Source organism: Streptomyces sp. NPDC055400, from assembly GCF_053644375.1.
Genome location: NZ_JBSHLM010000001.1, coordinates 240,194 through 253,373 on the forward strand (window position 1 = coordinate 240,194; position 13,180 = coordinate 253,373).

The 13,180-nt window shown below is 68.5% G+C and carries 10 protein-coding genes; 8 read left to right on the plus strand and 2 right to left on the minus strand.

Translation table 11 applies throughout. From position 1 onward, the window contains the following. Positions 1 to 120 precede the first annotated feature (120 nt). Positions 121 to 3,882 carry a S8 family serine peptidase gene (locus ACWIGU_RS01035; protein ID WP_454396115.1) on the plus strand — a complete coding sequence of 1,254 codons (3,762 nt, stop codon included), beginning with the start codon at positions 121 to 123 and terminating at the stop codon, positions 3,880 to 3,882. Between the two features lie 121 nt (positions 3,883 to 4,003). Here ACWIGU_RS01035 and ACWIGU_RS01040 read toward each other — a convergent pair whose 3' ends face one another. Then, a complete protein-coding gene (locus tag ACWIGU_RS01040) occupies positions 4,004 to 5,386 on the minus strand; it encodes a hypothetical protein (RefSeq protein ID WP_454396117.1) in 1,383 nt (460 codons plus the stop codon). A 336-nt stretch (positions 5,387 to 5,722) separates the two neighbouring features. Between ACWIGU_RS01040 and ACWIGU_RS01045 the strand changes: the two genes are divergently transcribed. From ACWIGU_RS01045 to ACWIGU_RS01075, 7 genes are all read left to right on the plus strand, one after another. Beyond that, positions 5,723 to 6,439 carry a Pr6Pr family membrane protein gene (locus ACWIGU_RS01045; RefSeq protein WP_454396119.1) on the plus strand — a complete coding sequence of 239 codons (717 nt, stop codon included), beginning with the start codon at positions 5,723 to 5,725 and terminating at the stop codon, positions 6,437 to 6,439. Positions 6,440 to 6,603: 164 nt separating this feature from the next. Next, entirely contained in the window at positions 6,604 to 7,926 is a 1,323-nt protein-coding gene (locus ACWIGU_RS01050; protein ID WP_454396120.1) for a tyrosine-type recombinase/integrase, read from the plus strand. Positions 7,927 to 8,617: 691 nt separating this feature from the next. After that, a complete protein-coding gene (locus ACWIGU_RS01055) occupies positions 8,618 to 8,989 on the plus strand; it encodes a hypothetical protein (RefSeq protein WP_454396122.1) in 372 nt (123 codons plus the stop codon). Beyond that, positions 8,986 to 10,269, plus strand: coding sequence for an RNase A-like domain-containing protein (locus ACWIGU_RS01060; protein ID WP_454396124.1), 1,284 nt, complete (start codon positions 8,986 to 8,988; stop codon positions 10,267 to 10,269). The genes ACWIGU_RS01055 and ACWIGU_RS01060 overlap by 4 nt, the downstream gene beginning before the upstream one ends. Beyond that, positions 10,266 to 10,955, plus strand: a complete 690-nt coding sequence (locus tag ACWIGU_RS01065; protein WP_454396126.1) for a contact-dependent growth inhibition system immunity protein — start codon at positions 10,266 to 10,268, stop codon at positions 10,953 to 10,955. Before ACWIGU_RS01060 ends, ACWIGU_RS01065 begins: the two co-directional genes overlap by 4 nt. A 197-nt stretch (positions 10,956 to 11,152) precedes the next feature. Beyond that, on the plus strand, positions 11,153 to 11,317 hold the full coding sequence (locus tag ACWIGU_RS01070; protein WP_454396128.1) for a hypothetical protein: 165 nt from the start codon (positions 11,153 to 11,155) through the stop codon (positions 11,315 to 11,317). A gap of 98 nt (positions 11,318 to 11,415) precedes the next feature. Then, positions 11,416 to 12,516, plus strand: coding sequence for an integrase core domain-containing protein (locus tag ACWIGU_RS01075; protein ID WP_454396130.1), 1,101 nt, complete (start codon positions 11,416 to 11,418; stop codon positions 12,514 to 12,516). 95 nt (positions 12,517 to 12,611) lie between these two features. On the opposite strand, the gene ACWIGU_RS01080 is transcribed toward ACWIGU_RS01075, so the two are convergent. Continuing rightward, on the minus strand, positions 12,612 to 13,016 hold the full coding sequence (locus ACWIGU_RS01080) for a RidA family protein (protein WP_454396132.1): 405 nt from the start codon (positions 13,014 to 13,016) through the stop codon (positions 12,612 to 12,614). Positions 13,017 to 13,180: the final 164 nt, after the last annotated feature.

The following is a 13,180-nucleotide window of genomic DNA, read 5'->3' on the forward strand; positions in this document are numbered from 1 at the left end:
GCCGCCACCCGGCGCGCCCCAAAGTGGCGAGGCCTATGCCAGGGTGTCGCCACATCCACTGGCTCACTCACGGCAGACGCCGCTCGTCCGCGATCTGTCATGACGTCACGCAGGAGAGACATGCACCCGAAATCGCGTACAGCGCTGCGCGCCACCGCCATCGCCGTCGTGCTGGCCGCCACCGCGGTCGCACCGGCATCGGCGGGCGGCGCGGGCGTCGCCGAGCGGCCTGTCGTCGGGAGCGGGGCCGGGGCCGGCCGTGGCGCCCAGCACATCGTCACCCTGATCACCGGCGACCGGGTGCTCGTCACCGACGCCGGCAGCGGCCCGGCCGCCGTCGCGCCGCTGCCCGACGCCGACGGCACCATCCCGCTCGTGGAGGTGCGCAGTGTCGGCGACGACGTGTACGCCTACCCGGCCCTCGCCGCGCGGGCCCTGGCCGACGGCACCGTCGACGAGGAACTGTTCAACGTCACGGGCCTGGTCAAGCAGGGCTACGACGACGCCCACGCCGGGCGGTTGCCGCTCATCGCCACCTACGACTCCTCCGTGGACGTGGCCCGCTCGCTGCCGCCGCTGCCGCGCGGCGCCGAGCGCGGCACCGCACTGACCGCGATCGACTCAGTCGCGCTCAAGGCCGACAAGGGCCATGCGGCCGCGTTCTTCACCGACGCAACGGACCAGCGCTCGCGCGCCGGCGGCACGTTGAAGAAGCTCTGGCTGGACAGAAAGGTCGAGACGACCCTCGACCGGTCGACGCGCCAGGTGCACGCCGACGCGGCCTGGGCCGCCGGGTACAGCGGCGAGGGCACCAAGGTCGCCGTCCTCGACACCGGCGCCGACCAGGACCACCCCGACCTCAAGGGCCGCGTGTCCGCCGCGAAGGACTTCACCGACTCGCCCTCCGGCACCGGCGACGTGGACGGACACGGCACGCACACCGCGTCCACCGTCGGCGGCTCGGGCGCGGCGAGCGACGGCGCCAAGAAGGGCGTCGCACCCAAGACCGACCTGCTCATCGGCAAGGTGCTCGGCGACAGCGGCGAAGGCAGCGAGTCCGGGGTGATCGCCGGCATGCAGTGGGCCGTCGACCAGCAGGCCGACGCGGTCTCCATGAGCCTCGGCACGCCCGACCCCAGCGACTGCTCCGACCCGATGTCGCTGGCCGCCGACCAGCTGGCCAAGAACACCAAGACGATCTTCGTGGTCGCGGCGGGCAACCTCGGGCCGCTGCCCAACTCCGTGTCGTCGCCCGGCTGCGCCCCCGGCGTCCTGACCGTCGGGGCCGTCGACCGCGAGGACGCCACCGCGTCCTTCTCCAGCCGCGGCCCGGTCCAGGGCACCCACACGCTCAAGCCGGAGATCGCCGCGCCCGGCGTCGACATCTCGGCGGCGAAGGCGGGCACCGACGGCTATGTGAGCATGTCCGGCACGTCGATGGCGACCCCGCACGTCGCGGGGGCCGCCGCCATCGTCCGCCAGAAGCATCCGAGTTGGACCGCCCAGCAGGTCAAGGCCGCGCTCGTGGGGGCCGCCGACGCGGGTGTGCCCGGCGATGTCAAGGAGGTCGGCGGCGGCCGCCTCGACGTCGAGGCCGCACTGAACGGGCCTGTCCTGTCGGCGCCGGCCGTGCAGGCGGGCGCGTACGACTGGCCGCACACGGCGGAGCACCGGCACACCGTCGACGTCCCCTACACCAACACCTCGGACCAGGACGTGACCCTGCACCTGGCCGTCGACAAGCTCACCGGCCACAACGGCAAGTCCCTTCCCGCTGCGTTCGCCACGCTCGACGACACGACGGTCACGGTGAAGGCCGGCGAGAGTGTGACCGTGCCGCTGACCATCGACCCCGGTGTCCAGCTGGACTACGGCAGCTACGGCGACATCACCGGCCGGATCAGCGCCACCGGCGAGGGCGGGGTCCACGTCTCCACGCCGTTCGCCCTCTACCTGCAGCCCAAGTCGGTCAAGCTCACCGTCAAGGTCGTCGACCGCCAGGGCAAACCCGCGTCCGGCTCCTCGTCGCTCGACGTCATCGGCACCGACTCCGACACCGGTGAGCGCCGCTACAACGCGGGCAAGGACGCCCAGACATACACCCTGACCGCAGGCAAGTACCTGCTCTCCAGTTTTGTCACCACCCCGACGTCGGACGGTCAACTCACCGACTCCGTCAGCTACTTGGCGCGACCGGAGATCACGCTCACCGAGGACACCACGGTCGTCCTGGACGCCCGCGACGCCCACCGCCTCAGCGTGCGCACCGACCGGCCCACCGAGTCGGCCGGCACCACGCTCGCGTTCTCCCGCACCTGGGACGGCCTGCAGCACGCCGGCTCGATGACCGCGGGCGTCGCGGCGAGCGGCGTCTACGCCGACGTCGAGGGCCGCGCCACCGACGGCACCTTCGAGTTCGGCGACTACTGGCGCCGCTCCGCCCCCGTCGCGCAGCGCTTCGACGTGGTGCGGCCCGGCCCGGACCTGGAACTGCACCCGCGGTCGCTCACGGCGTTCAGCTTCGGCAACCTCGACGGATCGGGCACCGGGCGCGTCGTCGACGCGGGCACCGGCACCGCCGACGAGCTGGCCGCGGCCGACGTCAAGGACGCCTTCGTGCTGATCCGGGCCACCGACACCGCCACCGACATCACCGCGCAGGCCAAGGCCGCGCGCACCGCAGGCGCAAAGGCCGTCCTCGCCTACCGCGCCGCGGATGGCACCTGGCTGCCGGGCAACGGGGCGGGACTGCCCGCCTACGTCCTCACCGCGCCCGAGGCGGACCGCCTGAAGGCCGCACTCGACGGGCAGGCGGGGAAAGTGAACTGGACCATCACGCCGAAGGTCCCGTACACCTACACCCTCGCCTTCCCCACGTCCGAGCCGATCACCGATGACCGGCGCCACACCGTCTCCGACGACGACCTGTCCCGCACCGACACCACATATCAGGCGATGGGCGTCGCCACGGACTACAGCGACGCGGAGGTCGTGACGCGCCCCAGCGGGCAGGCACTCACCATCGGCGCGGTCGGCGTGATCCCGTCGCCCGCCCGACGCGCCGAGTACACCACCACTGGCGGTGGCACCGCCATCGAGCACCGCGTGGCGAGCTCCCGGCTGTGGGGCGAGACCATGCTGAGCACACCGCGCGTCCCCGTGCGCGCGGAGCGCCGCGAGGAGACGTGGTACGGCGACGTCGTCGGCACGGCGCCGGGGCGTGAGGCCGACGGCTCCCCCGTCCTGACCGGCGAGCGTCAGGGCGACACCATCGGCTACGCGACCGGCGGGTTCTGGGCCGACGGCGACCACTGGGGCGTCGCGGGCAGCAGCGACGTCGGCAACCTCACGCTGCTGCGGGACGGCGAGGAGATCGGCAGAAGCGGGCTTCCGTACGGCTCCTGGACCGTGCCGGCGGAGAAGGGCACGTACGAGCTGCGCCAGTCGCTGACCAAGTTCGGCCCGGGCACGGCCGTGTGGCTGCGCAGCACGCAGGTCGACACGGCCTGGGCGTTCACGTCGCAGCGCGACGACGGCGTCATCTCCCAGAGCCTGCCCCTCCTGTACCCCCATGTCTCGCTCGGCTCCGCCCAGGACGGCCTCAAGACAGTGCCCGCCAGGAGCGGACTGCGTCTGGGAGTCAGCGCGAGCGGCCACGCCGGATACCGGGCCGGGGCACTCACAGCGGTCGATGTCGCGTACTCGTACGACGGCGGCGAGACCTGGACCGAGGCCAGAACCCGCAAGCAGAAGGGAAGTTGGTCCGCCCTCGTCGACCACACCGGCAAGGCGGGCCGCCAGGTCACGCTACGGGTGCGGCTCACCGACGCCAACGGGGCACGGGTGACCCAGACGATCGCCCGCGCCTACGACGTCCGCTGACCCGCACCCTCCGATCCGGCCCGCCGGGTTGCCCTCTGTGGGGTGGGACATCCGGCGGGCCTCCGACATACTCGCCCCCGTCGGCGAGGACCGGGTCGTGGTCCTCGCCGACGTGTGACGGTCAACCCTTGCCGTGCGAGTGACCACCCTGCTCCGAGCAACCCTGCTGCTCGAACCCCGCCTTGGTGGTGTACGCGCCCTTGGGCAGGTACGGGCCCATGACGTTCGCCTCGTCGTCCCCGGTGCGGGTGAACTGCGGGGCCTGCTTGAAGTCCTTGGCGGGCATCATGTTGCGCAGGAGCAGCAGAGCGTCGTCGAGATGTCCGGCGCCGTCACCCTTCTCGGGCCAGGCGATCCAGTTGACGCCGCACTCGGACCGGGCGTTGCGCGGCCGGTCGCCGGGACGGGAGACGATCACGGTGAAGTCGCCGTCCCGATCGGGCTTCAACTGCTGGTCATACACGCAGGACTGGGCACCGTCGACCTTGGTGGACCAGGTCTCGTACGAGCACAGCGACCAGTAGCGCAGCTGGGCGGACGCCATCCGCTTGTCACCATCGTAGGTGCGCGGCGTCGTCGGGACCTTGCCCTTCAGGACGAGGACGGGGCCGAGTCCGCGGTTGATCCAGGCAGCGACGTAGGCGTTGTCGAGGTTCGAGTACTGGCCGACGCCGCGTGGCGGCGCAGGCGTGCACTTGCCGTGGTAGACGCAGTCGATGCTCCACTGCTGGGTGTACGAGGCGTGCCAGGCGACCGGGCTCGTGGCCGGGAAGGTGACCGGCTTGCCCGGCTGCTCGCGCCGGGCCAGGTATTCGTTGAGGGGGGACACTCGGGGGCCCATCGCGTTCGTGGGGTGCACGGTGTCGCACAGCGCCTGCCCGGTGAGCTGCTTGCCGTCGGCGAGCGTGAGGACGGGCTCGGGCAGTCCGACTCCGCCGGTCATGTCGCGGCCGCGGTCGGGTACGTAGACGCGGTAGATGAGTGCCTGGGCGTTGCTGCCGGGCTGGGCCGCGTACAGCGTGTTCGGCTGCTGCTGCGCCGGGTCCTTCGGTGGGGCCTTGGGCTCGACGTCGACGGTCCACGACCGCTTGGGGAAGGTCCGCTTGGCCCCCGGAAGGTACGGGTTGCGGGAGCCCTTGTCCGGCTGGATCTGCTGGTCGTTGAGGGCGGTCAAGGGGACGGCGGACGTCGCCTCGTACGAGTTCAGGGACTGATATCGGGCGTGCGCGTAGGCGCCCTTGAGGGTGAGTCGCGAGCCCTCGGGAATCGTGTACTGGGTCGACCAGTACAGGGCTTTCGCGTCCAGGTAGGCGTAGTTGAACTTGTCCTGGTCCGGCGTGAAAGGGCCCGTCCAGAAGCATGAGCTCGCGGCGGAGGCGTGGCGGGCCGCGGCGGGCGGCTCGTCGGCGGAGGCACCGAGCGAGGTGGCGAGGCCGGCGACGAGCACGGCGGCGGAGGCGACCGCCAGGTGACGGGCACCTCGGCGCTGGGGTGCGATGGGCATGGCGCTCTCGATTCTGCGCGGGATGGGCGGGGCGGCGTCCCCGGACCCGAGTGCGTGGGTACCGGTCCGGGCCGATCGGCCGTGGCGCGAATGTAAGTAACTGTTTAGCGTTTCGTCAATGAGTGCGACACGCACGCGTCGCGGCACCACCTGACACTCGATCACTCCCCGAGTCATTGACAGAACGCTAAACATCTGAAGAGTCACACCGTCCCCCATATCGGCCTGATCACGCTCGCGACCAAGCTGCCCCCACCGCAGGGTCCGCGCGTGCGGCGCTCACGGCCGAGCGCCGCCCGCGCGTACCGTCGGCATGGTCAGCCTCGTTCACCACGCATGTCACCCGGCAACGAACAGTTCCCGAGCACCACCCTCACCGCGCCCCGCACCCTGGCCCTGACGGCCTCCCGGCTGTGGCACGCCGCCCTCTTCACCGCCGTCGCCGTAGCACTGGTCACCCAGATCGTGCTGGTGTGCACGGGCGGCGCCGACGCCAACTCCGGCCGGGCCGGGACAGACGCGGACACCGCGACTCGTTTGGTGCAGCTCTTCAGCTACTTCACCGTGCAGAGCAACATCTTGGTGCTCGCCTCGTGCCTGTCCCTGGTCCTGGCCCCACAGCGGGACGGGCGGCTCTGGCGCGTCCTGCGCTTCGACACGCTCCTGGGCATCGGGATCACCGGCCTCGTCTTCGTCGTGGTCCTGGCCCCGCAGATCCATCTCACCGGCGTCGCCCTCTGGGTCACGATCGGCTTCCACTACGTCTCGCCACCGGCCACGATCGCCGGCTGGCTCCTGTTCGGACCGCGGGAGCGCATCGATGCGACCACTGTCATGCGAGCCTTCGCATGGCCCGTGGCGTGGATCGGCTACACGCTGTGGCGCGGCGCTATCACCGACTGGTATCCGTATCCGTTCCTCGACGTCGCCGAGCGCGGATACGGCACCGCCCTGCGCAACATCCTTCTGGTCCTGATCATCGCGGCTCTGGCCGCGTGCCTGCTGGTCTGGGTCGACCGGGCGCTGACCCGCCTGGCGGACCGCCCCCGCTGACCGCGGCGGGCTTCCCGGCCCGGTCCCTGGCCACGGAGTCACTCGTTGGCAAAGCGGTCGGGCCGATGCTGGCCGACTGGTACCGGCGTGCCCAGCAGGTGCGCCCCACCTCAGACACGGGCATGCCCGAAGAATCTACTCAAGCACTTCGCGAGGGCACCACCATGAACCACAACAGGCATACTCTCGGCCGCATTTACCGACGATGCGGCTGCCGCGGCGAAGGCGGCAAGCAGCTCGGCCCACGCTGCCCCCGGCTGACCGCCGACCCGCACTACGGGAGCTGGGCTCTGGCCATCGACGTACCCCACACCATCGACGGACGCCGGCGCACCCTGCGCCGAAGCGGCTTCACAACTCACAGCGAAGCCGAGATCGCGCTGACACGCATGCGCGAGAACCTGGCCGCCGGACTGCGCCCCGACCCCACCGAAACCCTCGCCGCCTACCTGCTCAACTGGCTGCAAACAGTCGCGCCCCGGCTGCGCCCGGCCACCCTGGCCCGTTACCGCGCCTACACCCTCAACGACCTCATCCCCGCCCTCGGCCCCATCCCGCTCGACAGCCTCACCCGCACCAACATCACTGCATTCACCGAGGCCCAACAGGCCGCCGGACGCGGCACGGTCACCCTGCACCGCTGCCTTCGCACACTGTCCAGCGCTCTCTCCCACGCCGTCCGCACCGGTCGCCTCCCCCACAACCCTGCACTTCCGGCAATCATCCCGGCCCCGACGGCCGCACCAGTGGATCCCTGGAGCGCCACGGAGACCGCCGCGTTCCTCGCCCACGCCCGACGCACCACCCCCTACCTCTACGACCTGTGCACCGTGCTGGTCACCACCGGACTGCGCCGCGGCGAAGCCCTCGGCCTCTCCTTCGAGGACATCGACTTCACCGCACGGCGCCTGTTCGTTCGCCACTCCCTGACCACCATCGACAACAACCACCTCGTGCTGGGGGCACCCAAGACAGTTGCCAGCGCCAACTGGATCGCGCTCTCCTCCCGCGCCCTGGCCGCCCTGCGCCGACGACAGCGAGCCACAGGGCGCACCACCGGCCTGGTCTTCGCCCAGCCCGACGGCACCCCACCCCGCCCGCAACAGGTCCTCAACGACTTCCGCGCCGCCGCCCGCAACGCCGGCCTGCGCCCCATCGCCCTCAAAGACCTACGCCACGGCACCGCCACCATCATGATCACCGCAGGCATCCCGCTGGTCCTGGTCTCGAAACTGCTCCGGCACACCCAGCTCGCCACGACCGCCGACCTCTACGCCCACCTCACCGGCCCCGCCGCGGCCCGCGCCGCCCGCACCCTTGACACCGCCCTCACCCGAGCCATCCGCAACCTGCGCTGGCGCCGGCTCCTGGACAAGCTGCGACCATCACGCGACCACCACCCCAGCAGGGGCGTCGTCTTGACCGGCCGAAACACCGACCGCGGTATGAGGTCAGCACTCACCCTGCGACCATCACCACACCCGTAACGCGAAAGGCCATCTCCTCGAATACGAGGAGATGGCCTTTGAACTGCGAAAACAATCCGACATCTCTGTCGGGACGACAGGATTTGAACCTGCGACCCCTTGACCCCCAGCGGTGCGGTCGCTCCCTGCACGAGCCCTCGAAGACTGAAGCACACCGTTGAACAACTGCCAGCAGCAGCGCTACGCGATTTGGGGAACTACACCCCTGAAGTGGGTAGTTCATTCCCCCTTGAGAGACGTTCATGTCCACTACCGCCTGTACGCGCACGTCGCACGCCCACCGTGCCTCCCATCGTCGAGACGGAGCTGCTCAATCCGCTGACATCCTCGACGCCCGCTGTGAGTCACTACGGCACGTACACCGCCCGAAAAGATTGTCGGCATCAGTACGACGCCCCCGTGCCGAGAAGGCGCGCCCTCAACTCTCGTACACGCCCCCCGAAGTTTTGGGCTCGTATGAGTTGGCCAGGGCGGCATGTGGATGGTGAGAAAGAGTTGATCGTGCCACGACGCGACGACCTCTGCGAGCCGACGCCCTACCAGGCTCTCAGTACTCATGCCGACCTGCCCGCCCTGCGGGAATCTTGAACGGAACTTTGCTGTCGCTTGACGCCGATCTCAGCTGCGAACCCTGCAAGCCGTTTAGGGTCTTTGGGCTGGTGAGTCGACGGAGGGGACGAGGCGCAGAACCATGGGTGACCAGGGCAGTGGCGGCGACGGCGAGATACTCGACATCAAGATCGCCGACTTGAAGGCAACGGCCCCGCATTTCCACACGCACAGCACTGACCTCGCGAAGGCACTGACGAAGCTCAAGACGGGCCTGGCGGCAGCTGGTTCACCGTGGGGGGACGACAAGCAGGGCAAGCAGTTCCACGGGCACTACGGCCCGAGCGTAAAGAAGATGAAGCACGCCGCCGAGATCCTGGCCCTCGGCCTGGCCAGCATCCACGACGCCATGAAGGACATGTCGGACGGCCACATCGACAACGAAGAGCTCGTCCGCTCGATGTTCAGCAAGATCAAGGCCACGCCGCACGACCGCCACGGAACCGACCAGTGAGCGTGGCCGACAAGGCGAAGAAGATCGTCCAGGACATGACCGGCATGTGGTGGCCGGATGCCGACGAGGACGGTCTACGACACGCCGCCAAGGTGTGGCGGGACTTCGCCGACGACCTCGAAGACGTCACGGCCGCCGCGAACAAGTCGGCCCGCGGCATCATCGAGCACAACAAGGGCGAGGCGATATCCGCCTTCGACGACCCATACTGGCGCCGCTACTACTACCAGAAGCACGGCTGGCTCCAGGACATGATCGACGGCGCCCGCGACATGGCGAAGTCGCTCGATCAGTACGCCGATGCCGTCCACCACGCCGTCAAGCGTCTCGAACACGAGCTGGAGATCGTCGGCGCAACCATCGCCGCCGGAACCCTGCTGGCCGTCTTCACCGCCGGCATCTCCGAAGCCGCCGCGGCCGCGGCCACCGCGACAATCGTCGACCTGGCCGCCACCCTCGGCGTGGCCGTCTCAACTGAGATCGCCACCATCGCGGGCACCACCCTGGCCACCGCGGCCATGGCGGGCATCGAATCGATCACCGTCGACCTGGCCGTCACCCAGCCCGCCGCAATGGCCACCGGAGAGAGCAAGGGCCTCAACCTCGACGAGGCCCATCAGGCCCTGCTCTACGGCGCCCTCACCGGCGGAGCTCTCGGCGGCGCGGGCGCCACGTACCGCGCCGCGCAGAACGCGGGCGGAATGACCGAACTGCTCGGCGGCATACGCGTGCCTGGCTTCGAACCGGACCTCGCGCTGCCTGGGGGCGGATCGACGAGCCTGGAGGACCTCGGCCTTCTTATCAAAGGGGACGGCGAGCCCAACGCCTGGCCTCGCAGCAAGCGCAAGGGCGCGTACAGGCCGAAGTACGGAGCGGATCTGGCAGGCGACGAAGGCAAAGGGACAGCCACGAGCCACGCCCACACGCTGGAGCGACATGTCGAGGTCAGCACGCAGGACCTCCGGGCCCGCCTTCGCGGGGATGCGAACCTGGACGATGCCTCACGCTATGTCGACCATGCCTCTGCCCAGAAGCACACCCACGCCGTTGTTCTCAAGCACCAGAAGGAAATCGAGGAGTGGCTGAACAACGGGAAGCCCGCAGGCAAGAAGGACTTCACCGTCGACCTCGGCGAACCCACGGGGCTGAGCTTGTCGCGTAGCAACTTCAAAAACGGCCTGCCCCCAGAATGGGTCACCGGCGCAACCGTGGTTCTGAAGAAGGATCCGACCGCTGCGCTGGGCTACCGAGTCCTGACCTCCTACCCCACCACCCCATGAACACCACACCGGACAGGCAGCCCATGACGCCGACGCCCAACGACCGTTTCCGCGAACTGCGCGACCTGCTGCGCGCATACGAATCGACCGGGCACACCTTCGACGACACCCTGGAGACACCCGGCACCGCGCTGAGTTCCTATTTGCGTACTGCAGCGTTCGCACCCGAGCGAGCGGAAGCCGCGGCGCGAGAGATCGACGACCTCCTCGCCACCGGTCTGTTCAGCGACGAGATCGCCGACGACGTTGACCTCCTGCCTCACATCGAGCCCTCCAAGGGCGTCGGCGTTGAGGAGTGTCTGCGTGCCGTACGGCACCATCTGAGCATCTTCCTGGCGAAGCGCCCCGCGCCCAAGGCCGGCTTCCGCCCGCAGACTTCGTGGGAATGGCGGCACCGCTTTCCAGCTCTCTCACACCTGTTGACGTCCTACTTCCATCAGGACTTCTCGCTTGAGTACCAGTCCCGGGGGGAGGCGATCGACGACTACCTCTCAATCGAGGCACGGGAAGACCATGAGGCCGTTGATCAGGAAGTTGTCGGATTCCTCGCTGTCAACACGAGCGACGACGACCTGCAGGAAGCCACTCGCGTTCTCGGCCTGCGGATCACTCCGCCCGATGATGTGACGTTGCGTCAATGGCTCCTCGACATTCAAGGCATCCTCCGTCACCACGGGCGCCAGTAGCCCAAGAAGCCGCGCGAGCGTGTGGGGTTCCAGAACCCGGCCTGGCCCGGTGACCAGCCGCGGATGGGTAGAGCGACACGCGCCGGGAAGGATCTCGGACTGTGTCGCTACGTCTGCACTAGCTGGTCTTCACCCGACTGCTCGGCTGGCTGGCGCTTCTCTGCCGCTCCTCAGCGTCCAAGGACATCGAGCTGCTGGTGCTGCGGCACGAGGTCGCGGTGCTGCGCCGCACGAACCCCAAACCACGCTTCGACTGGGCCGACCGCGCCTACCTCGCCGTGCTGATCCGACAGCTACCCCGGCAACTGCGACGACACCATCTCATCACGCCCGACATCTGCGGTGGCACCGCCGGCTGGTGACGAAAAAGTGGACGTTGTGCGTGCCGGAAATTACATCCGCGCAGGCCAGCCAACGTAGTCAGGACGTGACCGTCTGCCGTCCGGCATGATCACTGCTCATGCTCGTCCGCCTCGCCTACCTCGCCATAACCCAGGCCTTCGCTGCACTTCGATTACTGCCGATGACCGACCACGAGCAGGACGCCGAAATCCTGGCCCTCCGCCACCAACTCGGCCTCCTGCAGCGACAACTCGACGGCAAGCGTCTCCGTCTCCACGCCACGGACCGCGCATTCCTCGCCGCGCTTCTCACTCCGCTCCCCCGCGCGACACTGCGCCGGCTCCGGCTCCTGGTCAGCCCGGACACCGTCCTACGCTGGCACCGCGACCTGCTCAAACACCGCCACGCCCGCGCAAGTACCAGGCGACGCCCCGGCCGCCCCCGTACTCACAACTCGATTCGCCGCCTGGTAATCCGCCTCGCCGCCGAGAACCCCGCCTGGGGATACCGCCGCATCCACGGCGAACTCGCTCTCCTCGGCATCCCGGTCGCACCTTCCACCGTCTGGGAGATCCTCAAAACTGAAGGCATCGACCCAGCCCCGCAGCGCACCATCGTCACCTGGGCCAGCTTCCTGCGCTCCCAAGCTGAGGCCATCCTCGCGATGGACTTCATCGAGACCGTCACCCTCACCGGATATCGCCAGTACGTCCTCGTCGCCATCCACCACGCCGGCAGAAGGGTCCGCGTCCTGGGCAACACCGCCCACCCCACGCACGCCTGGGTGACCCAGGCCATACGAAACCTGGTCATGGACCTGGAGGACGTCGGACAACTCCCCGCGATCAAATACCTCGTCCGCGACCGAGACGCCAAGTACCCACAGGTGATCGACGACATCCTCGATCAGGCCGGCATCACCACCACCCTCACCGGCATCCGAATCCCCCGCATGAACTCGATCATGGAGCGCTGGGTACGAACGCTGCGCCGCGAACTCCTCGACCGCACCCTGATATGGAACGAACGCCACCTGCGCCACGCACTGAATGAATACGAGGAGCACTACAACAAGCACCGCACGCACCGAACACTCCAGGCCGCCGCCCCACTCCACGCCCCGCCCGAACCCCTCGATCCGGAACAAATCGACCGCCTAAGCATTCGCCGACACGACCGCCTCAGCGGCGTAATCCACGAGTACCGGCACGCCTGCTGACGTGCACGGACGTATTTTTCGGCACGCACAGCCTTGCGATGCACCGCGTCTGACGCCGCACGCTGATCCACCAGGGATTACGGGACAGCCCTTACCTATCGCTTCACGTCGAGACGCACGAGCGCGCTAATCTCCACGAGTTGGTCCGGCAGTGCCAGGTCGGAAATGCCCATGACCGTGCTGGCGGGCCTGTGCTCCCCGAAGTACTCGGCGTGGAGGCGTGCTGTCGTGTCGAAGTTCTCCCGCAGGTTCCTTACCAGCACCGTGGTCTCCGCTATCTGGCTACGCTCGGCCCCGAACTGCCTCAGCACCAGGTCCAGATTCTCCAGCGTGGTTCGGACCTGCAGTTCGAAGTCGCCTGCACCCACGAAGTTGCCGTGCCGGTCATGGGACAGCTGCCCTGACACGTAAACCGTGTCACCGACCTGGGTGGCTTGACTGTACCCGTACAACGACTCCCACGGCATACCAAAACCGAATGCCTTCGCCTGGGAACTCATGACTCACTTCCTTGAAACTGTGGGCGGGACCCGTCAGTTGCAGACAGGACCTTGCACTCAGAAGTTACAGGTTCGTAAAAGCGATGCTTGTCTGGCAGCGCAGTCGAAGTTTTCTCTGAGCGCACAAAATTGGTTGCAGTGAGCTCTGTCAAAGCGGCGGGCGT

What these genes read in the sequence shown, in the direction of transcription:
- ACWIGU_RS01035 (WP_454396115.1), top strand. Translation starts at nt 121, where the DNA reads ATGCACCCGAAATCGCGTACAGCGCTGCGCGCCACCGCCATCGCCGTC.
- ACWIGU_RS01040 (WP_454396117.1), bottom strand. Translation starts at nt 5,386, where the DNA reads ATGCCCATCGCACCCCAGCGCCGAGGTGCCCGTCACCTGGCGGTCGCC.
- ACWIGU_RS01045 (WP_454396119.1), top strand. Translation starts at nt 5,723, where the DNA reads ATGTCACCCGGCAACGAACAGTTCCCGAGCACCACCCTCACCGCGCCC.
- ACWIGU_RS01050 (WP_454396120.1), top strand. Translation starts at nt 6,604, where the DNA reads ATGAACCACAACAGGCATACTCTCGGCCGCATTTACCGACGATGCGGC.
- ACWIGU_RS01055 (WP_454396122.1), top strand. Translation starts at nt 8,618, where the DNA reads ATGGGTGACCAGGGCAGTGGCGGCGACGGCGAGATACTCGACATCAAG.
- ACWIGU_RS01065 (WP_454396126.1), top strand. Translation starts at nt 10,266, where the DNA reads ATGAACACCACACCGGACAGGCAGCCCATGACGCCGACGCCCAACGAC.
- ACWIGU_RS01075 (WP_454396130.1), top strand. Translation starts at nt 11,416, where the DNA reads ATGCTCGTCCGCCTCGCCTACCTCGCCATAACCCAGGCCTTCGCTGCA.
- ACWIGU_RS01080 (WP_454396132.1), bottom strand. Translation starts at nt 13,016, where the DNA reads ATGAGTTCCCAGGCGAAGGCATTCGGTTTTGGTATGCCGTGGGAGTCG.